We start from the raw sequence: 23,962 nt of genomic DNA on the forward strand, positions 1-23,962 counted from the left end.
TTAAATATTAATTGCTTACTTGAATTTGTAAAATCGCCAATTTGTTTTAAAATCTTTGCTCAAAGATTGTTTTGTGAGAATAGCCCTGACCATTTCAACGGGCAACGAGTTTTCCTGCATAATGCTATCATGAAATTGCTTGTAAGACATTTTTTCTGTGTCAACTAATTCGCTTTTCAAGGCCTTAAATTGTAACCCTCCAATCATGTAGGCAATTTGATACAGTGGGTCATACCCACCTACAAATGAACGCCTTACTTCGCCTTCTGCATTGGCTTTTTCATGTCCAACTCGGTCGATTAAAAAATCTATACATTGCTGTGGCGTCCAATTACCTGTATGATAATTAAGCGAGAAAATAATTCTTGCACAACGATGCATCCTCCAGAATAACATGCCTATTTTATCTTCTGGTGTCTTTGGGAAATTCATGTCATATAATAGCAATTCCCAATACAATGCCCAGCCTTCCATCCAAAAAGGAGTGTCAAACTGACGATACGTTTTGTATCTATTCAGCATAAAATACTGTAACGAATGCCCTGCAATTAATTCATGATGTACGGTTGCTCTTGAAAAATGAGGATTATTTCCACGCATACTCATTAACTTCTGGTCTTCAGTCATGGTATTGGTTGGATAGGAGATAATGAACTCTTCACCGCCTAAAAAGAATGGATTAACTAATTGTCTTTCTGGTGACATCATATTCATTCGCCATGCTTCTTCTGCCAGTGCTGGAATACTTATTAATTGATTTTTCTTTAGGAAGTCAACCGATTCATTGTATAGCCTCATCATTTCTTGTGGCTGTTGAGAAGGCTGGACATATTTAGTTTTTACGTATTCCAAGGCAGCTTTCCAATTGTCGCCAAAGCCCAGTTCTTTGCTTGCCTTGAGCATTTCAGCATCACACCAAGCAAATTCTTTATTGGCAATATCAACTAGTTCTTCAGGAGAATAAGGTATCATTTCAATCCGTAATCGACGGACGATTTCTTCTTTACCAATCGGATTGCCTACAATACCACTAGCATCTATTTTTTGTGTGGAGAGGTTTTTCCCTTTCTTTTGAAAATTAATAGCATATACTTTTAACAGCGAATCCAACTGCGCATAAGGTTGGGGCATCCACCAAGTAAACAAAGGGTCGTAGCCATTGTAAAAGCCATAAACAGACTTGATAGCTTTCTGTAGATTTGTAGTAATGCCAGCTCCTCGTTTCCCCAAATTATTGGTTAAAGAGCTGTCTTTAGCTAATTTAGTGTTCAGTACAACAAGTTGCTTGGCTATTTCATTAAACTGAAAAGCCAATTTAGGAGCATCTAAAGGCGTTCCTCTTCTTCTTATTTTTTCTACTGCATACAGGCTATCAGCAAAAGGAAACCATTTCTTCAAGGTGTCATACTCTTTCTCTTCAAGCGTAAATTGATAATATTCTTCATCTAGGTTCCTTTTGAATAAGATGTAATCTACTTTAGAACCAGTATTTAGTTGATTAAAATTGAGTTTTGATAATTGAGTTTGATAGTCGGTAATAAGTTTTTTTAGGCGTTCTCTTCGTTCAGGAGAGTTTTCTACAAAGTAAAATCGGGAAAGTATGCCTTTGTCGGCATAATATTGTGTCATCACATTATTGATTTCACTACTTTGTTGATACAAATCTGTTGTAGAGATTTGAGCAAAAATGATTGATTGATAGGTCATTAGGAAGAAACCTATCAAAAACAGTCTGCGTTGTAATGGTCGATATCTTTTCATTTGTTGCTCAAATTATGGGTTCCACTTGTGACAAGTAAAAGTATAATTTTATAATGATTTGAAGTACATACATTTTATCAATAGATACCTTAATATTAACTTAATGAAAAGAAAAAGCCCTGCGTCGTTATGACACAAGGCTGAATTACAAATTGAAAGCAAAGAGGGTTCTAAACTTTTATTTTAGCCAATTTAGATAGCCCTTTAGCGGCTCTCCATTGGTCGTTTCCACCGAGAACATTCTGAATAGTGTATTTCTTAACATCAGATTTCACTAATTGTTTAGACCACTCTACCCTTGCTTGTGAAATGCCTCCTGCTTCTCTAGAGTCATATTCTGCATAAAAAGCTGTTTTCTCGGCATTGGTTTTATGCCAATTGTGCCATCCTTCTGGCTTAATAATGTTTGACATTTCGCAACATAAAAAAACCGTTTTGGCATAATCTCGCCAAGGTCTTCCTAAGTAATAAGTAGCTGCTGGTGCACTCCCTGTCAAAGTACAACGATTGAAGACAAAGCCATAAGATTGATCTTGGGGTGTTGATGCTGCTGTAAAAAAGCCCGCATCCAATTTGCCATTTAGCTGGCAATGGTCAAAAAATGCAATGGCCCAACCAAAAATAAAATCAACAGTGCCTTCAATATAGCAATTTTTATAGTATTGTCTGGTGCCAGCACGTTTGGGATATAAGGTGTCTTGAAAACCTAGAAAGCGACAATTGATAAAACGAGCTTTGTCTCCATCTACTAACATTGCTACCGCTTGCCCAACTGGTCCTGCGGTATTAGCGAAGGTGATATTTACGGCAGTAAAATTATTTGCCACAATTCTAGTAGATGCAGATGTAGTAGTCGTAATTTTTATACCATCTGCCCCTACTTTACCAGAAAAATCATCAAAAGATAAAATAGTTTGTGACGCACTTTCGCCCACAAGCGTTACCATGTTTTTGGTAGAGTCCAGTACTATTTTCTCTTTGTAAGTACCATTTTTAACGAAAATAAGCACAGGATTATTATTATGAAGGGGAACTGCATCAAAGGCCTCTTGGATACTTTTATAGTCACCAGTACCATCTTTTGCCACCGTTAATTGCTTGGTAGGTGAAGCCAATAGTTCCATGCTCAGCATACAGCATAAGCAAAGGAAAACGTATTTTAAATGTAACATAACTAAATTTTAAAGAAACAGTTCTTCATACAATAAACAAACTCTCAGGAAGCCTTATATCTCTTATTTACTTTTAAAGTATATTGTTGTTGGTTAAGTATTTTTGTTTTGCAAAATTATAGAATTTTATCAATAAAAAATATAATATTAAAAATATTTAAAAGTAAAATATTACTTCTTTTAAAGTAGATAAAATACTTAAAATAGTAGATAACAGCATTTTAAAGTTTTGTCAAAGTATAATGTGGGTTTAAAACAAAAGAAGACTCCTAATTAATTAGAAGTCTTCTTTTACTGAATATGAATGTTTTTTGTTAAATTGTAATCGCTTATATACTAAACAGTTATGGCCGAATCAATTTATTTTACCAATGTATACCTTTCAACTACTTACGACGCCAAAAGTAAGAGAATCAGGGTTCGTCCAACAGAGGGGCAGAAGGTGCCTGTTTTGTGGGTTAGCTGCTCTAGGAAACAACGAAATCAAATGCAAGTTGGTACAGTTTTCAGAACAGATGTTAAATTGATAATTTCTGGGAAAAGAAAACCATACTTAGCTGCCACTAAAAAGATTTTAGGACAGCTAAGCTTGTTCTAACCCGCCTTTACAATTTTCTTAACCATTTGTTCTTTCCCTTGAATTACTTCTATCACGTAGTTTCCAGCAGGCAAGTTTCTGATGTCTAATTTTTCAGAAAATTTGCTTCCAGATTTTTCGAATACATTTTGTAACATCACTCTGCCGAATGTTAAGTCACTAATTCTTACTTCAAGGTTTTCAGTACTTTCATTATCTAGCGTCAATAATACATAATCAGTAGTTGGATTTGGATATGTATTTAATGAACCTAACAATGGTGTTTCAGGACCTGATTTTTCACTAACCGCAATACGGCTATTCATTTCCGTTGTTGGAATTAAATTACTTGTTGGTTTTACACTACCAGCTTGATTTGTAGAGGCTGTCTCTGTTGGAATCAAGAAGATAGGCGTTTCAGTAACATTTAATGTGAATTTTCCGCCATTTGCAGCCAAAGCTGAAACACTCATTGAATCTGCACCTACTTTTAAGTTATATAAATTTGCTTTTGAAACATTACCAAGGTTTAAAGTATAATCTGCAGTACGTCCTTTCTCGTCAGCGATAAACAAAACATAAGCAGATTTACCATTGTACTCGTAACGATCTACGATTGGGTCTTGCGAGATAGTTTCTTTGTACACATAGTTACCCATTAATTTGTTTGTTTGATAAAGGTAATCTGCGATTGGTCTGCGTTTTTGATTTGGACCAATTAAACCAGATGAACCAAATTGAATAGGGTTTTCAAAGTTGTCGTCATATATTTCATAAAAGAAAGATTTTTCAACGCCTAAACGGTTATACATCAAAGATGATCTTAAACCCCAGTCTGCCTGAGTAATATATTCGCTTTTATTACCAATCGGAATTGCTTTTAATGGGCTTCCTTGGTTAAGGTCAAAGCCTAATTCTGTAATCCAAACAGGCATATCATTCGCATAATCATGAGCCATTTGCACAAACTCTTTTGCTGTTTTTGCAGCTTCTGATACTTCTGGAGCAGCACCACGAGATGATGTACCATCTTGTTTAGAACCCGAATTATCAGAATATTGGTGGTAGTTGATTATGTCCCAGCATAAATTAACAGTTCCATCAGCATTATAACCTCTGAACTCTTTACACCAGTCAATCATACCTCTTACATAGTCAGTTTTTGCGAATGCTAAACCAGCCATTACCACTTTCATAGTAGGGTCAGCATTTTTTACACCAACGCCAGGGCCCATTGTGTTTTTATGTCCATCATAAAAAGCAGATAAATTAGCAGCGTGTTCACGAGCAGTTTGATAAGCACCTCTGCCTTTCCACCATTTGTCGCGCTCATTGCCACATTCCATGTATTTTACTACACCTAAGCCTACTTTTACAGTATTGATGTTGTCAAAAGTCCATCTTGGTTTGTCATAAACACTTAAAAGAGATCTATCAACATTTTTATTACTTCCATAACGGGCAGCATATTGAAATGCTACTCTAGCTTGTTCAATATAAGAAGCAGGCTCTGTAATAGACTTTCCGTATTTTACAGGAATAACGTTATAATCTTGGATACTTTCAGGATATGTTTTAACCAACCAAGTTGAAGCCACTTGAATACAAGCTAATACTTCAATACCTTCAGTTTTACAACGTTCATAAATTGCATCATAATTCCAACCACCACTATATGTTGGATTGAATGTATATTTGTTTTCACTGAACTCAAGCTTATCCCAATCTATGTAGTGACGGAATCCTGAGAATGATTTAACAGCTTTAAACTTTGTTTCATCAACATAATCTGGATGATATGGATCAAAGAAGTCCCATTCAAAACCATTTACGCCAAAACCATCTTTCATTTTGATAGCTTTCAAAGGAGCTGCTGTAACAGCTTTTTTACTTGGTACATGTGTTCCATACAACTCCATTTCTGTTGGTAAATTACCGTAGGTATTGATTACCAAATATCTGATTTTACCTGCAGGGATATTGCTCAAAGAAAATGTATTTGGGTTAAGAGCATCTGGACCAACCCAAGTATTGTATAAGTCTCCTGTGAATTTAGCAATCTGAATTCTCTCCCAAGTATCAGTAATCACAGAAAGCGTCATAGGCTTGTCGTGGAATATACCTTGTCCGTCATAAAAACGAATGCTTTGCAATGTCATTTGCTCGTCATCAAGAAGAGGGTAATAAGCATCATAGTTATCTAATAATTTGCCCCATCCTGTATTAACAGAAGCATCTACATTACCATCAAAAAGTTCGTCTAATCCATTACTATTATTATTTAATTGATACCATCTTTTTGGGTTAATTTCTATTTTAGTGCCAGCAATTACTGGTGCTGGAGGTACTACTACTACAGGCGTAGGGGGTGTTGGAGTAGTAACAACTGGGCTATCCTCAACTAAGCCAGTAGAAACTGTAGTAGCTTCTAAGCCAAAAACCTGTACTTTTTGAGGAATGTTGTTCGCAAATTTATGAATTACGATAGCATCTGCATCAAAAGGAGTAGCTACAATAATATCTACAAATGTTTTGTAAGCAAGGCCTTCAAACAAACCTAAGAAAATTTTATTAGCACCATCTAAAGCATATACCGAAACAGGATTATCAGCGAAAGTACCTTCATAGTCATACAAAGAAACTTTAGTGATTTTACTGCGTTTTTCAAAAGTCAATCTTACGTCAACCCATTTAGAGTTGCCAGTCCAAGCATATTCAACCAAGCTGTTCAAATCATCATTCAACCAAGGAGTATAGTCTTGACCTGTGTTTTCGCTAGCTGAAATTTTAGCAATTTTAATACGGTCTGGCGCAACAGTTACAGGCGTTTCTACAATAGGCGTAGGTGGTGTTACTACAACTACAGGATCAGGCGTTGTAATTACTGGCTCTTCTGGTTTAGTAGCTGGCGTAGTAGTAGGAATACCATATACCTGTACTTTTTGTGGAATAGCATTAGCATATTTGTGAATGATGATAGCATCAGCATCTAATGGAGTACTTACCACGATGTCTACAAAAGACATATAAGCAGTTCCATTAAATGTTCCCAATAAAGTTTTAGTAGTTCCGTCTAAAGCATAAACAGAAACGGGAGTATCTTCGAATGAACCTTGGTGGTCGAATAAAGAAACTTTAGTGATTTTACTGCGTTTTTCTAATTTCAAGGTAACATCTACCCATTTGAAATTACCAGACCAAACAAATTCAACAAGGTTATTTAAGTCATCATTCAACCAAGGAGTATAATCTTGACCTGTGTTTTCGCTAGGAGTAATAGAAGAAATTTTAAGACGCTCAGGAATAGCAACTGTAGAAACAACAGGAGCTGGCGTAGGCGTTACTACAACCACTGGTTCAGGCGTTGTAACTACTGGCTCTGCTGGTTTAGCTGCTGCTGTAGTAGCCGCAGTACCATATATCTGTACTTTTTGCGGAATAGCATTAGCATATTTGTGAATGATAATAGCATCAGCATCTAATGGGGTTTTTACTACAATATCCACAAAAGACATATAGGAAGTTCCATTGAATGTTCCCAATAAAGTTTTAGTAGTTCCGTCTAAAGCATAAACAGAAACAGGAGTATCTTCGAATGAACCTTGGTGGTCGAATAAAGAAACTTTAGTGATTTTACTGCGTTTTTCTAATTTCAAGGTAACATCTACCCATTTGAAATTACCAGACCAAACAAATTCAACAAGATTGTTTAAATCGTCATTCAACCAAGGGCTAAAATCTTGACCTGTGTTTTCACTAGCAGTGATAGAAGAAATTTTAATGCGTTCAGGGCTTTGGCAAAAAACAGCAAATGGTGCTATTAAAAATAGCACAAGTAAAAGTAAGCGTCTTTCCATTGTTTATTGGCGGTTAAAAATGGAGTGAATAAAAAAAGAAAAAATAAGATAAATTCAATAATATTTATAACTATTGTTTGCCCTTTTGAAGCAAATGAAGAATTTATTATTCCAAGTTAAGAAATTAAGTTTGCAATTTTTATAAAATTCGTAAAAAAATATTAAAATTTTTAACAAAAAGTGTATTTTAAGGGCTAAAAAAAATGATTTCTTAACGCTGAGCTTAATTATAGTTATTTTCATAACCTTTATTCTTCTAATCTCTATTTTTTAGAAAATTTTGCTAAAAAAACTACTTTCAAAAATACATACGAGATTTCAAAGGTGTTAGTCGCAAATTCATTGAAAAGAGTAACAAAAAAACACTTATTATAAATTGTCTTTACAATAGTACTATAGAAAGATTATAGAAGACTATGATATTGTCTTAAACTAAATCTGATTAAAATCATATATAAAGACTTACTAGTGCTATAAATCTTGAAAATAAAATAGGATTGATTCTTTTTCCTTACGATTTTTGTAACAAACCCGTTTTTAACAAATTGAATATGACTACCACGCTTTCAAAAACTCCCTTACAGCATCTTTTAAGTATTCCAGTGATTGTAGCCTCTCTAGGCTATTTTGTAGATATCTATGATCTTCTGCTATTCGGCATTGTTCGGGTTTCAAGTTTACGCGACTTAGGATTGAATGAAGAAGAAATATCGTCGGTCGGAAAAGATATCCTTAATTGGCAAATGGGCGGATTATTAATTGGCGGAATTTTATGGGGCGTTTTAGGCGATAAAAGAGGGAGGTTGTCTGTACTATTTGGGTCAATCATTACTTATTCTATTGCTAATATCGCGTGTGGGTTTATTCAAGACCCTACTACTTATGCTATTCTAAGATTTGTAGCGGGCGTAGGTTTAGCAGGAGAATTAGGAGCAGGGATTACATTAGTTTCTGAGGTATTGCCTAAAGAGTTAAGAGCATTAGGCTCTTCTTTAGTCGCTGGTGTTGGTTTATTCGGAGCCGTAGCTGCTTATTTTACTGTAACACAATTTGGGGGATGGCGCAATGCTTACTTTATTGGCGGTGGATTAGGAATTATCCTTTTATTGATGAGAATAAGCGTTTTTGAATCGGGTATGTTTGAAAATGCTAAGAAGCAAAAACATGTCAGCAAAGGCAATTTCTTTGCTCTCTTTACAAATGCTGATAGATTAAAACGATACTTAAAATGTATTGCTATAGGTATGCCCACATGGTTTGTAATAGGTATTTTGGCAACATTCGCCAATGAATTTGGCAAGAAATTGGGTATTCCAGAAAACATTGAACCAGGGAAAGCTATTATGTTTTGCTATGTAGGGCTTGCCATAGGTGACTTATCTAGCGGTGTAATAAGCCAAGTGTTACAATCTAGAAAGAAAGCCGTTACCATTCTTTTGGTCCTTTCATTGATTTGTAGCATTATCTTCCTTTATGCGGGTATTTCTACAGCATCTGGGTTATATATATTATGTATTTGTATGGGTTTTTCAGTAGGATACTGGGCGATGTTCGTTACTATCGGTGCAGAACAATTTGGAACAAATCTTAGAGCAACAGCCGCTACTACTGTTCCGAATATGGTACGCGGAACAGTAATCGGAATGACCTTACTTTATGCAAATTTGAAAGAAGGAATAGGAGTATTTCATGCCGCCGCTATTGTTGGCGTAATTTGTTTTACCCTAGCATTCTATTCTATTTTAACCATTCCTGAAACCCATGGGAAAGATTTGGATTATTTAGAAGAAGATTAAAAGCTGATTTTAATAAATATTTCCCAAATGGTCATCATGACCATTTGGGATTTTTTATTTTCTGCCCAACCACAAAAGAGCATCTAGTATAAATTGGCTTTGTGTTTTATTTTGAAAGGTATTTGATAAATCTTTATTCGTTTTATGCTCATAATCGATATCATTATGACCCATATTGACATAAAGCATTTTATAGTTTTTGTTTGTCCACGCCACAGGATAATCACCACTATGCCAAATCTCATGTGCTTTAGGGCCTGTGCCTAAAGGGAAACTACTAGGATGAATAGAAAGGAGTACTTCAATGTTGGCATTTTTTCTTAAATCGTTTGTCCATCTATACCATTCATTAGGAGCAGAGCTGAACGCTTTTGGTAAATGTTTAACAGCAGGATGTTTAGGATTTTCAATGCTCAATACTGCCGACGTTGGTCGCCAAGTATTGCTTTTGTATTCACCTGACCCTAAAAACTGTTCGTGATACCAATCCCAATTTTGCGGATAGGTTGAATTATTAAGCGCAAAACCTGCGAAGTGAAAGCCCATCCATGCACCACCTTTTTCCATATATTGCTGAAAAGCGATTCGTTGTTCTGGTGCTTCGGGACGAGTGTCTAAAAATAACACGACTTGATATTGTGAAAGGAAATCAAGGTTAAGATTTTGCCAATTATTGGTAGAGTCATAAACAAAATGATGCTCTTCGGCCATTTTAACAAACCATTTATTAGCCTCGTGAACATAGCTAATATGTGCTTGGTCATTTTTGGCTGTATAAAAGCCTATTACTTTGAAACTTGAAGAGCGTTTTTGTGCATTGCTTTCAAAAGAAGCTATCATATAGCAAAACAAGCAGGTAATTAATAATAGTCTGCGCTGAATCATGGATATAGTTAAGTATAAATTTAGTTAGGCTAAATTTAAGTATATACTCATCTTTTTTCTATCCTCTTTTAATTGGTATTGTTTTATTAAACAGGAGACTTGAAGCAAAAAATCCACCAGAGATATATCTCTGATGGATTTTCATATTGGAATAATTATTCGTTTATTAACTGTAAGGTTTCTGCTGTATGCTCTCTTACGCTTTCACTTAGTTCAACGTTTTTGCTCAGCGATTCACCAAATGAAGGAATCATTTCTTTTAATTTTGCTTGCCATGCTGGCGTACTTAATTGCTCAGGGTAGCAACGCTCTAATAAAGTAAGCATGATAGAAACTGCCGTTGATGCTCCCGGAGATGCTCCTAACAAAGCGGCAATAGAGCCATCAGCAGCGCTAACTACTTCTGTTCCAAATTCTAAGATTCCTCCATGTTTTGGGTCTTTCTTAATTACTTGTACACGCTGTCCAGCCGTTTCCAATTCCCAATCTTCCATTTTAGCATTAGGTAGATAGTCTTTTAATGCTTCCAGACGGTCTTCTGGAGATTGGCGAACTTGGTCGATTAAGTATTTTGTCAGTGGAATATTATCTAAACCTGCCGAAATCATCGGAACAATATTATTGGGTTTGATAGATAATGGTAAATCTAACAAAGAACCATTTTTCAAGAATCTCGTAGAGAAGCCAGCATAAGGGCCAAAAAGTAATGCTTTTTTACCATCAATCATGCGTGTATCTAAGTGAGGTACCGACATTGGAGGTGATCCAACGGCAGCTTTTCCATATACCTTCGCATTATGACGTTCAATAACTTCTGGATTTACACATTTCAACCACTGTCCACTTACGGGAAAACCTCCAAAACCATTTCCTTCAGGAATAGCCGCTTTCTCTAATAAAGGAAGCGAACCACCGCCCGCACCAATAAATACAAATTTGGCCCTAATTACTCTTTTATCACCCGTTGTTAAATCCTTTACTTTTATTTTCCAGAAGCCATCTTTTTTCTTCAATTTCTTTACTTCATGATTGAAATGAATAGATACATTTTGGTCATGCTGTAAATCTTCAAACATAATTCTGGTTAAAGCTCCAAAGTTGACATCCGTTCCTAAATCCATTCGAGTAGCCGCTACTTTTTCCGCAGGATCTCGGCCTTCCATTACTAAAGGTATCCATTCGCTAATTTGCTGACGGTCTTCAGAATATACCATTCCGTTGAATAAATGCGATTCTTGCAGACGTTCATAACGCTTACGAAGATATTCTACATTTTTTTCTCCCCAAACAAAGCTCATGTGTGGTGTACTTTTGATAAAAGTATCTGGCGACACATCTTTATTTTTTTGTACAAGGTATGACCAAAACTGCTTGGATACTTCAAATGATTCTGCAATAGAAATTGCCTTTGAAATCTCGACAGACCCATCAGGAAGTTGAGGCGTATAATTTAATTCACAAAAAGCCGAATGGCCTGTGCCAGCATTATTCCAAGCATCCGAACTTTCGGCTGCAGCAATGTCTAGGCGTTCAAAAACTTCTATACTTAAATCTGGTTGTAGTTCTTTGAGTAAGGCACCTAAAGTGGCACTCATAATTCCTGCACCAATCAAAACTATATCAAGAACCTTGTCTGAATTACTATTTGTACTATTCATAAATCAATTAATTTTTGGACAACTCGAAAAAAAGAAAAAATGAATTTTATCAGTTTGAAAATTGGATATTCATAATAGGATTTATCCAATATTTAGTTCATCAAACAAAGTTATTACCTCAAATATCCTAAACAAACTACTAGGGGTAATCTTATAAGTTATGTCCAATTACTCATTGGAATTAATCTATAATATGCGCAAAAACTTCAAAGAGGTATGAAAAGATTTTATGGAAATTTTATTTTGAAGAAAAATAGAAGGAACAAGATTTAAGTATGTTTAGGTCATTGTGAATCAGCAATTAAGCCGAATGATGTGAAAATTTAATCATTTAGTAAATGTTCCAATTTTATCAAAATGACTTGCTAGCAGGCTCATGGTTAAGTTTAGTATGCTTCTAAAGGTATAATTTATTCAATACTATACTCCCTTTCCTAATATGGGTAAGTATTTGCCAAAACGTAACAGTATCAGGAATATAGGTAGGAATTCCAGTAATATGTATAACGTTTAGTTTCGATTATTGAGCGAACTTTGTTCCTTGATATAATCAATTTATTTCAATGTAAAATGCTTGTAGAGAGAGCTGTATTATTACAACCCTTTGATTTTCTGAAAATGCTTATCCTGTTAATTAATGCTCAATAAAACTTCTATTTATTGGAAATAAACACCTTATTAAGAAAATAAAGAAGCACAATCTTAGCTAAGAATAGCATAAGTATTTAGAATTAAAGGGTTATTTATTGAAAAAATATTTAAAATAAAAATGGGATAGTCCTATTTTCAAAAAAATAGTCAATTTTGTTGTCTATTTTTTTGAAATCGTGAACGAATATCATTTTTTATAGGTTATAAAGTCATGTTAATATCCAAATAACATACAAAATGCATTAATATTTACTCAAAACGATCAATTTTACCTATCAATGTTCATGTACCAGACTAGAAAAATACTACCGATAATGTTCTTGACAACGTTATTGGTTTTAAAAATTCCCTCGAAACTATATGCTCAAACGGTTGTTCAAGAAAATCTGTCTAGCAAAACAGAAACGGCTTCTAAACTAGAAGATGCAACACTCGAAAATGTCGTTCAATATGCGATTAAGAATCACCCACAAATTCAACAGTCATTTATCGACCAACGAATCGTTGAAAATACGATAAAGAGTAAATTGGCTGACTGGTATCCGCAGATTAACTTTAACTACAATTTACAGCATAACTTTTTGGTTCAAACAAGTATCATCGGGGGCAATCCTGTAAAACTAGGGGTTGATAATACTTCGGCTGCGCAGTTTTCTGTTTCACAGAACATCTTTAACCGAGATGCCCTTTTAGCGAATAAAAGTCAAAATGATGTCCGTTTGCAAGCAAGTCAGGCTACGACAAATACCAAGATTAATTTGGCGGCAAATGTTTCAAAAGCATTTTATGCAGTATTGGCAACCAAGCAACAAATTAAAGTGACAGAAGGAGATATTATCCGTTTGCAGAGGAGCTTGAAAGATACTAAAAATCAATACACTGCTGGAACAAGCGACAAAATAGACTACAAACGTGTAAGCATTACGTTGAACAATACATTGGCTTTGAAAAAAAGTAATGAAGAGTTATTGAAGGCTAGATTACAAAATTTGAAGTCGCTGATGGCTTATCCTGAAAATGAAGAATTAGTAATTGTGTATGATACCCTACAAGTAGATAGAGATATTATGATTGATACTTTACAACAGTCAGATTTTACCTCACGCATTGAGTACAAACAATTAGCTACGTTAAAAAATCTTCGTGAAGCTGAATTGAAGTATAATAAATGGAGTTATTTACCTTCTGTTTCCTTCAACGGAGCCTATAATCTTAACTTCTTGAATAACACTTTTACAGATTTGTATTCAAAAAACTACCCTAACTCATTTGCTGCTTTAACGCTCTCGTTACCAATTTTTCAAGGAGGAAAACGTAAAGCCAATATCAACTCGGCCGAATGGCAGTTGAAGCGAGTAGACTTAGATGTTAAGAATCTGAAACTAAGCGTAAATACAGAATATCAACAAGCGTTAGCTAATTATAAAAGCAACTTAGCCGTGTTTCTCTCACAAAAAGAAAACATGGACCTTGCTAAAGAAGTGTACGATTTGATTCAACTGCAATATCGTTCGGGTATCAAAACCTATTTAGAAGTAATCACTTCTGAAACCGACCTTCGTACAGCCAGAATTAATTATTACAACTCGCTTTATTTGGTACTAGCAAGCAAAGTAGATGTACAAAAAGCATTAGGTCAATTGAATTATTAATAGCTGACGTTTTGATAGCATATATATCATTTCAATACTAAATCATTTACTTCTGCTAAACACAGCAGGGAAATAACAGACAACTTAAACGAATAGAACCAACATGTTTTCCAATAAATCAACACAATATTCAATCATTGCAACTTTGTTTTTATTAAGCTCATGCGGTGATAAAAAAGCTCAACAAATGCCAGCACCTCCAGCGGTTCCTGTAACGATTGAGACCGTACAAGTAATGGATGCTGCGTATCATGATGAATATCCTGCAACCGTAACAGCATTAGATGTAGTAGAATTAAGACCACAAGTAAGCGGTTTTATTACAGGAGTACATTTTAGTGATGGTACCAGAGTACGCAAAGGTCAATTGTTGTATTCGATTGATACACAATTGTATGAAGCTAACTATGACCAAGCAGTGGCTAACCTAAGTGTTCAGGAAGCTAATTTGGTAAAAGCACAAAAAGATGCTAATCGTTATCATGAATTAGCTCAGAATGATGCCGTTGCCAAGCAATTAGTGGATAATGCAGATGCTGCACTGGAAGTAGCCAAAAAACAAGTTGAGGCTTCAAAAGCTAATATCAAGGGTGTGCAAACCAATGTGCGATATACTAAAGTATATGCCCCATTTGACGGAGCCATCGGCATTTCATTAGTGAAAAAAGGTGCTGCTGTAACAGCAGGCCAAACGATATTGAATACAGTTTCTACTGATAATCAATTAGCGGTTGACTTTAATGTTGATCAAAAAGATATTTACTACTTCACCAACTTAATCCAAAAAGGGAAAGCTAATAATGATTCAACTTTTACGCTTGCTTTTGGTGGCGACGTTTATCCATATACAGGAAAACTTCTTTTGATGGATAGAGCCGTTGACCCACAAACTGGAACGATAAAGACGAGATTAGCTTTCCCGAATCCTAAAAACCTACTTCGTTCAGGGATGACGGGTACTGTTAGGGTATTGAGTACTTCTAAAAAAGCTGTTGTAATTCCTTACAAAGCTATCTCAGAGCAATTGGGTGAATTTTTTGTATATGTGCCGGGTGATAGTAGCAAGGTAACGCAAAAGAGAGTACAATTGGGGACAGCTTTAGGGACAAATATCATTGTAAAAGACGGTTTGAAAGAAGGCGATAAAATCATTATCGAAGGGATTCAAAACCTACGTGAAGGGTCTGTTTATACCACAGAGACTCCAGGAGCAACCCCTCCAGCTAAAAAATAAGTTTATGAGCTTAGTGTTTATGAGTTCACGTTATTGTTGGCTCATGTATTAAACTCATCAAATTAACATCATAAATATCACGTTGATAGCTTCCAACTATTGACAGATACAATTTTAATAAGACATAAAAATGATAGCAGATGTTTTTATAAAAAGGCCAATCACCGCAATTGTTACCTCGTTGGTGCTAGTCATCGTAGGAATTATTGCCTTGACTACATTGCCTATCTCACAATATCCAGATATTACTCCGCCAACGGTTACTGTAACAGGTAATTTTACTGGAGCAGATGCCCAGACGGTAGAGCAAACAACTACCACGCCGATTGAAACCCAAATTAATGGTACACCGGGTATGACATACATGTCGAGTAACAGTACCAGTAGTGGACAAAGTAGTATCAACGTAACATTTGACATTGGTACAGATGTTAACATTGCTGCACTAGATGTACAAAACCGTGTAAGTGTGGCGCAGCCAACTTTACCAGATGCTGTTAAGCGTTTGGGATTAACGGTTCGTAAGCGTAACCCAAGTATCATGATGGCCTTGGCTTTGTATTCGCCCAATGGAACACACGATGCAAAATTTATCGGAAACTTTGCCAATATCTACGTAAAAGATGCCTTACAAAGGGTAAAAGGAGTGGGTGATATTGTATCGAGAGCAGATGATTTTGGGATGAGAATCTGGTTAAATCCTGAAAAATTGGCTGCTATGAGAATGACGCCAAGCGACATTACAGCGGCTTTGGCAGAACAAAACCTTCAGATTGCGGCGGGTACAGTAGGAGGAAATCCACAACCTTCAACGCAGGCGTTTGAATATAGTGTATTGACAAACAGTCGTTTAAACACAAAAGATCAGTTTGAAAACATCGTTGTACGGACATCACCTGCTAATGGTAGTATTGTATATTTGAAAGATGTAGCAAGAGTAGAACTAGGAAGATTTGACTATGGTTTAAATGCTTTTGTTTCTGGTAAACCTGCTGCATTCGTAATCATCTATTTAGCACCAGGAGGAAATGCACTGAATACTTATGAAGGTGTGATGAATGCATTACAAGAAATGAAAAAGACTTTCCCTAAAGACATCGACTATGTGGTGCCTTTAGAATCTGCTTCAGTAGTAAAAGTATCAATTGAAGAAGTAATACATACCTTGGTAGAGGCCTTGATATTAGTAATTCTGGTAGTATTCTTATTCCTTCAAAACTGGAGAGCAACCTTGATTCCTATTTTGGCTATTCCAGTATCATTGATTGGGACGTTTATCTTCTTTATTCCTTTTGGTTTTACCATCAATACGCTTACGTTATTTGCCTTTGTATTGGCAATTGGTATCGTGGTGGATGATGCCATTGTGGTAGTAGAAGCCGTACAGCATAATATGGATGAACATGATATGACACCCAAGGATGCTACGGTGAAGGCTATGAAGGATATCTCTGGTCCAGTAATTGCCATTGCATTAATCCTTGCGGCGGTGTTTGTACCAGTAAGCTTTGTGCCGGGGATTGTAGGTAGACTATACCAACAATTTGCGATTACAATTGCGGTTTCTGTAATTCTTTCGGCATTTGTTGCGCTTTCATTAACGCCAGCATTGTGTACCATCATGCTAAAACCATCGAAAGATAAAGATGCTAAAAAGAATGTTTTAGAGAAATTCTTCGCATGGTTTAACACCAAATTTGATAGTCTTTCATTTGCTTATACAAGAGGGGTGGCTAAGTGGATTAAGGCTACGCCTATGGTTATCATCATGATGATTTGTTTGTTTGTTGGTTTAACGTTCTTGTTTAAGTCTAAACCAACAGGGTTTATTCCTACTGAAGATGAAGGCCGTTTGTACGTAACGTATGAAATGCCTGAAGCAACTTCAACAAGCAGAAACGTAGCATTATTCCAAACGATTATGAAGCGTTTGGAGGTGCTACCAGAAGTAAGAGTAGTAGGGGGTATTTCAGGCTTAAACATTGTGAGTTTCTCTAACAAAACCAACGTAGGTACTTTCTTTGTTAACCTAAAGCCTTGGTCTGATAGAGAAGGAAAAGAACACCACGTTCAGGCGGTGATTGAAAAAATTAAGAAGAGTACGGCTGATATTAAAGAAGCCAGAGTCCTTGCAATTGCACCGCCAGCAATTCCTGGATTAGGACAAACCGCTGGTTTTACCTTTGAATTATTGCAAACTACTAGTCCAGATAATGTACAACAGTTTGAAAAAGTAGCCCGTAAGTTCTTAGCAGCAGTAAATCAACGTCCAGAAATTGGGATGGCATTTACTTTCTTTAGCTCACGTACACCAAGTTATCAGATAGATGTTGACCGTGAACAAGCCAAAAAGCAAGGGGTACAAGTATCAGATGTATTTGGTACACTTTCTACGCTATTGGGTAGTTCTTATATCAACGACTTTACGTTGTATGGAAGAAACTTTAGGGTAATGGTGCAGGCAGATAGTAGCTACCGTTCATCTTTAGATAAAATTGAACAGTTTTATGTAAGGAACAATGTAGGAAACATGGTGCCGTTGAAAACGTTAGTGAAAGCAAAAGTAGTAGAAAATGCTGCCTTAATTTCGCACTATAACGTATATCGTTCGATAGAAATCAACGGTTCACCAAAACCAGGCTTTAGTAGTGGACAAGCCATTACGGCTTTAAAAGAAGTAGCAGCGACCACATTACCTACAGGATATGGATATGAATTCTCAGGAATGAGTAGCGAGGAATTAAAAGCGGGCGATAGTACCACGACTATCTTTGCCATATCTATCGTATTCGTATTCTTGTTCTTAGCGGCTTTATACGAAAGTTGGTCTATTCCTTTTTCTGTATTGTTTGCCGTACCGATTGGGGCGTTTGGGTCAATCTTAACACTTACATTGTTGCCAAATCTTTCTAATAACATTTATGCGCAGATTGGTTTAATTACACTAATCGGTCTGGCAGCAAAAAATGCCATCTTGATTGTAGAGTTTGCCAAAGAGCGTGTAGATAGGGGAATGGAGCTGATACCAGCAACTTTGGAAGCAGTTCAACTGCGTTTACGTCCAATTATTATGACATCCCTTGCCTTTATTCTTGGCGTTTTACCCTTGGCTTTTGCGAGTGGTGCGGCAGCAGAATCTCGTAAAACTATCGGCTGGACAGTTTTCGGGGGTATGTTGGCAGCAACATCTTTAGCGATTTTCGTTGTACCAGTACTCTTTGTATTAATCGAAAAGATAGCAGGAGGAAACAAAAAACATGAAATTTCACCAAAAGTGGAAGTAGAGTAAAAGAGTGAAGATTTATGGTTGTGCATTAAAGCGTTTTAATGTACACCTATGAATTTTAGCTATAAATTTAAGGTAATTACACTTCAATATGGATAAGCTAACATAAAAGCATTATTAAGAATTAATAATGTTTTGTGTTAGCTTTATTTTTTGAATCTAGAATTGTTTATTATCGCATTGTTAAATAGAAATCGACAACGGTTTCGGAATAATAAACACTACCTTAATCCTTCAATTTCATGAGAAATATTTTTTGTATTTTATTGCTAATTATCTCTTTTTCAAGCTTTTCACAAAATAAAAAACAGCTAAAACATCCTAAAAACATCATTTTATTAATTGGTGATGGCATGGGGGCTGCACAAGTTTATGCGGGTATTGTGGCTAATAAGGGACATTTGAATATCGAAAGAAGTCAATACATTGGCTTTCATAAAAACCAAGCAACAGATGAGTTTGTAACCGACTCAGGAGCAGGCGCAACAGCATTGGCTATTGGACAAAAATCATACAATGGATCTATTGGAGTAGATAGCCTGAAACAAGCTCAACCTAGTATTTTGGAAATTGCCGAGAAGAATGGTTTAGCAACAGGATTACTGGCCACTTGTTCTATTACACATGCTACGCCCGCTTCGTTTATTGCACATCAGCCTTCTAGAAGTATGGTTGAAGAAATAGCGAATGATTTCTTGAAAACAGATATTGATGTTTTTGTAGGTGGTGGTAGAAATCACTTTGCAAAACGTAAAGACGGTAGAAATTTAATCGATAGCTTGAGCGCTAGAAATTATCAGATAGCCAATAGTATTGAAGATGTAGAAAAAGTAAAATCTGGAAAGTTAGCAGGATTTTTAGCAGATGAAGAACAAGTGAAAATATCGGAAGGAAGAGGCGAACAATTGTTGAAATCTACCAAAACAGCATTGAATATTTTAAAGCAGAATAAGAAAGGCTTTTTTGTAATGATTGAAGGTTCACAAATAGATTGGGGCGGACATGCTAATGATACTCAATATATTATCAATGAAATGACTGATTTTGATAAAGCCATTGGTGAGGCATTTGATTTTGCAGATAAAGATGGAAACACGCTAGTAATCATCACTGCCGACCATGAAACAGGAGGTTTTTCATTGATTGATGCTGATAAAGAAGGGCATATTGAAGGAAAGTTCACTACAAAAGGTCATACTGGCGTAATGATTCCTGTGTATGCTTATGGAGTAGGAGCAGAAGCTTTTTCTGGCATTTATTTCAACAATCAGATTTTCGATAAAATGTTGAATGCCTACAATTTTAAGAAATAATTCTTTTGGATGGTCATCTTAATTTAAAATGGCCATCCAAAAACTATTTACTTAGCAAACGATATATTTCCGCTTGTGAACGTAAGCGTAAAGCTGTTTCATCTTTTGGAAAAAACACATTGTTTGATGAATCATCAATCGCAACAGCTTGAATGGTATCACGGAGCTGTAAATCAATAATTTGTAATATTTCTTGTTTGATGGTTTCATTATAAATAGGAAAACACACCTCAATTCTTCGATAAATATTTCTATCCATCCAGTCTGAAGAACCCATATATACTTCTTGATTTCCTTGGTTATGGAAGATAAAAACCCTACCATGTTCTAAGTATTTATCAATGATTCTCCGTACACTAATATGCTCGCTCATACCTACAATACCAGGGATTAAACAGCAAATACCTCTGATAATTAAGTTAATTTTTACACCAGCGTTTGATGCTTCATATAATTTGCTAATCAACACTCGTTCCTCTAAATTGTTCATTTTGAGGGTAATGGAAGCAGGTAATCCATTTTTAGCATTATTAATTTCGCGGTCTATTAAAGCAATAAACTTATGCTGTAAATTGAATTGAGCAACCAATAAATGTTTGAAGTTACTAATATCTGAAATATTGGGTTTTCGTTTCTTTTTACTGAGAAAGCGAAAGACCAATTCCATTTCTTGAAGCATTTCCTGATGAGCTGTCAATAAAATATGATCTGTGTAAAACCTTGCAGTACTTTCATTGAGATTGCCAGTGGCAAGTAAGCCGAAGTAATAGGTTTTCTTACTCATTTTTTTCTTGACTAAAGCGATTTTTGCATGAACTTTTAGAGATGGTATGCTGTAGATGATTTTTACACCTTCGGCTTTCATTCTTTTTGCCCATTTGATATTATTCTCTTCGTCAAATCGTGCCTTTAATTCAACTAAAACGGTAACTTTTTTGCTATTTTTTGCCGCACTAATCAATGCATTTACAATCCTTGAATCGCTGGCAACTCGATACAGAGTTACATAAATTTCTTCTACATTCGGGTTGATAGCCGCTTCATTAAAAAAACGAAGTACAGTATCATAAGACTGATAAGGTGGGTGGAAAATCATATCTCCCTGACTAATTTCATCAAAAAGTGTTTTGTCTTCAGCAATTTGATGAGGAATAGCGGGCCAATTGTCGTATTTCAAAGTAGCATTATGAATGGGAATAGAAAAGAAATCTTTTAAATTATGATAGCTTCCTCCCTCTATGATACTCTGTTTTTTTAGATTAAGGTATTCGGTTAGCGTATCTAAATGGTTTTTAGGAACTTTGGCATCGTATAAAAAACGTGTGGCAAAGCCCAAATCTCTTTTCGCAATTTGTTTTTCTAGCTTTTCTACTAAATCACCTTTATAGTCATCTTCCAATGCCAAATCTGCATCTCTCGTAGTTTTAAAAGTATAAAAACCTGTGATGGTTGATTTCTTGAAAACTAGATGAAGATGCTCTTTGATAATATCTTCTAAAAATACAATGTATTGTATTTTATCCTTAACGATACTGTGAAATCGTGGTAAATCATTCGATGGAATATTAATGATTTGAATTTGCTCTTCTGGATGTTTTTCAGATGAAAATACAGTTAAAGCATACAGCTTATTGTTTTCAGGAAAAAAGCTTTTCTCGCTTTTTAATAAGGATATGGGTTGTAAAAAGGCAAGTACTTGTGTGAAAAAATACTCTCTTGTAGCATCCAAAATAGTAGTCGGGATGGGTTCATTATAAACAAGATGGATATTGTTTTCCTTTAGGGCAGGCAATATTTGTGCTGAAAGTGTTTGTCCAAAACTTTGTAATTGATGGTTCACAATCTCTTTGATTTGATTGAGTACTTCTTTGTTTTTTCCAGCATCGTCCAACTCATCTTTTTCCGAAAGCTTTTTCAGTGCCATCAAAGTAGGAACTCTTACTCGATAAAACTCATCTAAGTTTGAAGAATAGATAGAAAGAAATTTTATTCTTTCTAACAATGGTACTTCATTTCGTTGAGCTTCGATTAATACTCGTTCGTTGAAGTATAACCAGCTAATATCTCTGTCGAAAAATGTAAAATCTTGCATGAAATATGAGAAAATAATTAAGTAGATTAAAGCTACTATAAATCGAATAAGATTGAAATACTTTTAATTTTCTTAACAAGATATTAATTTAAAAGGATATCATATCGGTTTACAAGCCAAGTTTCATCGCAGCATTATGTTGTTTGATATTTTCAAGGCGAGTGTAGCGAATAATCATGGCCGAAGTTTTATGTTTTGTTTGTCTCATTACCTCGCTGTCGTCAGCTCCGTTGAGTTTAGCAATGGTTATAAAAGACGCCCTAAGTGAATGGGCAGAATATTTTTCACCTAAATAACTTTTTACTAAATCGTTTACCGTTTTATCGTTAAGCCTTTCGTCGGTTAATTGATTACCCTTTCTAATCCTAACAAATAATGGACCTGTAGTTCTTCCTAACGTTGTCATCCAATTTTGTAAAGTTCGTACTGGGCAAAGCGCTGTCTCTGGACTGTAGAATATTGCTTTTTCTTCATAGTCGCCATATTGATTGGTTTTGCTTGTTCCCATTGATACGATAAGCCCGTCTTCCGAAAAGGTTAAATCTTCCAAATTTAAAGCCACCAATTCTGAGCGTCTGAACGCCCCAGTAAATCCTAATAACAAAAGAGCCTTGTTTCGTAATAAAGTATTGGTGTCTGTTTCCATACTACGCAATACATTTTTGATTTCCTTGATGTTAAAAGCGGGAGCTTGTTTTTGACGGATACCATTTGTCCTTTTAATTCCTTCCATCACTGCTCTGAACTGGCGGTCCTGCATGGGAACATCTATATTATTCAAATGATGTAATTTGGCAATAGCCGCAAAACGACGATTAATCGTTGACCATTTATGTGTATCTGCCAAATATGCTGCATAGCCAGCCAAAGTAGTAGCCGAAATAGGCATCATTGTAAAATTATTTTTTTCACACCAATCTTTGAGATGTTTTAAATCTGCTCTATATGCTCTTTGGGTATTTACTGCACCTTCTAAACCTTTGCGACCATAAGCATTTATTTTTTCAGCGAGTGTTTGAACATTTGCCAAAGCATGATTATCAACGGTCGAAATTTCTTGCATGGTTTGATTCTGGATTAAGCTTTACAAATATACTTTTAATTATGATAATGTTTAATTATCGGAAGTAAAAAATTATACCTGTAAAGCTTCATTATAAAAGACATAATTATAAAATAGTGATTTTTACTTTGGTATGACGTTGTATTTTTTGGAAGTCAGATTTATTGAAGGTGTAAATTTCAGTACAACCATTATTCTCTGCAATTGCTGTATGCAGACAATCATTGATATTTTGGAAACCTATCAATTTTGCTAATTTAATACCTCTGATAAAATCTGTTGTAGTATAAGCAACAGGCTTTGCAATCATAAAGTCTTGAATCATTATTTCAATATCAGATTCTCGACAACCTAAACGATTAGCAACATAGCTAAGCTCCTGTAAAGTTAGAAGTGATGTGAAAAATACCTTATCTTTTATGGCTTGTTGGTAAACGGCAATTGCTTTACTATGGCTAAGTTGGTTTTGATTAAATAAATAGTTGATTAGAACATCGGTATCAAAATAGATCATAACATTATAAGTTTACTTCATTTGCCAAGGCAGACAAGTCTAAACCTTCAGGAACAATAATCGCTTCATTTTTCAATCTTGTTTGTTCCGTTCTTTTAAACATTTCTGTATAATCAATATCCTTATTTTGCTCGCTTTCTTTTACGGTAATGTCTATCATTACAGTAGCGCCAAATAATGATTTAATTGATTTTACAATATTTGGTAATGCGTTGACAGGAATTTTAAAAGTAGCCTCCATGATATTATTGTTTTTATCAAATTTACTTCATTATAAAATATGTTGGTTAAACTTTAGCAATTATTAACTCAATATCTCTAAATGAAAACCTTTATAATCAAGCTTTAAACAATTTTTGCTATTTAGTCTGAAAAAATATTGAATAATTCCAATATTTTTTCAGACTTTTGTTTTATAAAGTCTCAAATTGAGACAATAATAAATTTTACC

General features: G+C 35.3%; 15 protein-coding genes. 6 read left to right on the forward strand and 9 right to left on the reverse strand.

The window, feature by feature from the left end; all coding sequences use genetic code 11:
- Positions 1-15: 15 nt before the first annotated feature.
- Both AC1RNE_RS22170 and AC1RNE_RS22175 read right to left on the reverse strand, forming a co-directional pair.
- On the reverse strand, positions 16-1,761 hold the full coding sequence (locus AC1RNE_RS22170) for a DUF885 family protein (protein WP_492804276.1): 1,746 nt from the start codon (positions 1,759-1,761) through the stop codon (positions 16-18).
- Positions 1,762-1,931: 170 nt separating this feature from the next.
- On the reverse strand, positions 1,932-2,933 hold the full coding sequence (locus AC1RNE_RS22175) for a pectinesterase family protein (protein WP_492804277.1): 1,002 nt from the start codon (positions 2,931-2,933) through the stop codon (positions 1,932-1,934).
- Between the two features lie 346 nt (positions 2,934-3,279).
- Here AC1RNE_RS22175 and AC1RNE_RS22180 point away from each other — a divergent pair, with 346 nt between their 5' ends.
- Entirely contained in the window at positions 3,280-3,531 is a 252-nt protein-coding gene (locus AC1RNE_RS22180) for a hypothetical protein (RefSeq protein ID WP_309923849.1), read from the forward strand.
- Here the strand turns inward: AC1RNE_RS22180 and AC1RNE_RS22185 are convergent.
- A complete protein-coding gene (locus tag AC1RNE_RS22185; RefSeq protein ID WP_492804279.1) occupies positions 3,528-7,367 on the reverse strand; it encodes a T9SS type A sorting domain-containing protein in 3,840 nt (1,279 codons plus the stop codon). The two genes, AC1RNE_RS22180 and AC1RNE_RS22185, sit on opposite strands and share 4 nt — an antisense overlap.
- Positions 7,368-7,918: 551 nt before the next feature.
- Here AC1RNE_RS22185 and AC1RNE_RS22190 point away from each other — a divergent pair.
- Positions 7,919-9,163 (forward strand): MFS transporter, encoded by a 1,245-nt coding sequence (locus AC1RNE_RS22190; protein ID WP_492804280.1) that lies wholly within the window; start codon positions 7,919-7,921, stop codon positions 9,161-9,163.
- Between the two features lie 54 nt (positions 9,164-9,217).
- Here the strand turns inward: AC1RNE_RS22190 and AC1RNE_RS22195 are convergent, their stop codons facing one another.
- Both AC1RNE_RS22195 and AC1RNE_RS22200 read right to left on the reverse strand, forming a co-directional pair.
- Positions 9,218-10,048, reverse strand: coding sequence for a ThuA domain-containing protein (locus tag AC1RNE_RS22195; RefSeq protein WP_492804282.1), 831 nt, complete (start codon positions 10,046-10,048; stop codon positions 9,218-9,220).
- Positions 10,049-10,203: 155 nt separating this feature from the next.
- Complete coding sequence (locus AC1RNE_RS22200) at positions 10,204-11,706, reverse strand: malate:quinone oxidoreductase (RefSeq protein ID WP_492804284.1); 1,503 nt, start codon at positions 11,704-11,706, stop codon at positions 10,204-10,206.
- A 935-nt stretch (positions 11,707-12,641) separates the two neighbouring features.
- On the opposite strand from AC1RNE_RS22200, the gene AC1RNE_RS22205 reads away from it, so the two are divergent.
- The 4 genes from AC1RNE_RS22205 (at position 12,642) to AC1RNE_RS22220 (ending at position 19,842) form a co-directional block, all read left to right on the forward strand.
- Positions 12,642-14,009, forward strand: coding sequence for a TolC family protein (locus AC1RNE_RS22205; RefSeq protein ID WP_492804286.1), 1,368 nt, complete (start codon positions 12,642-12,644; stop codon positions 14,007-14,009).
- Positions 14,010-14,112: 103 nt separating this feature from the next.
- Entirely contained in the window at positions 14,113-15,243 is a 1,131-nt protein-coding gene (locus AC1RNE_RS22210; RefSeq protein WP_492804288.1) for an efflux RND transporter periplasmic adaptor subunit, read from the forward strand.
- 130 nt (positions 15,244-15,373) lie between these two features.
- Positions 15,374-18,532 carry an efflux RND transporter permease subunit gene (locus AC1RNE_RS22215; protein ID WP_492804289.1) on the forward strand — a complete coding sequence of 1,053 codons (3,159 nt, stop codon included), beginning with the start codon at positions 15,374-15,376 and terminating at the stop codon, positions 18,530-18,532.
- Between the two features lie 239 nt (positions 18,533-18,771).
- Positions 18,772-19,842: an alkaline phosphatase gene (locus AC1RNE_RS22220; protein WP_492804291.1), complete on the forward strand. Its 1,071-nt coding sequence runs from the start codon at positions 18,772-18,774 to the stop codon at positions 19,840-19,842.
- Between the two features lie 43 nt (positions 19,843-19,885).
- Here AC1RNE_RS22220 and ppk1 read toward each other — a convergent pair whose 3' ends face one another.
- From ppk1 to AC1RNE_RS22240, 4 genes are all read right to left on the reverse strand, one after another.
- Positions 19,886-21,934, reverse strand: a complete 2,049-nt coding sequence (gene ppk1, locus AC1RNE_RS22225) for a polyphosphate kinase 1 (protein WP_492804293.1) — start codon at positions 21,932-21,934, stop codon at positions 19,886-19,888.
- Between the two features lie 109 nt (positions 21,935-22,043).
- A complete protein-coding gene (locus AC1RNE_RS22230; protein ID WP_492804294.1) occupies positions 22,044-22,997 on the reverse strand; it encodes a site-specific integrase in 954 nt (317 codons plus the stop codon).
- A 106-nt stretch (positions 22,998-23,103) separates the two neighbouring features.
- A complete protein-coding gene (locus AC1RNE_RS22235) occupies positions 23,104-23,511 on the reverse strand; it encodes a type II toxin-antitoxin system VapC family toxin (RefSeq protein WP_492804296.1) in 408 nt (135 codons plus the stop codon).
- Between the two features lie 4 nt (positions 23,512-23,515).
- Positions 23,516-23,752, reverse strand: a complete 237-nt coding sequence (locus AC1RNE_RS22240; RefSeq protein WP_492804298.1) for a hypothetical protein — start codon at positions 23,750-23,752, stop codon at positions 23,516-23,518.
- Between the last annotated feature and the right edge of the window lie 210 nt (positions 23,753-23,962).

The organism is Arcicella sp. GW822-FHT02H01, from assembly GCF_058802005.1.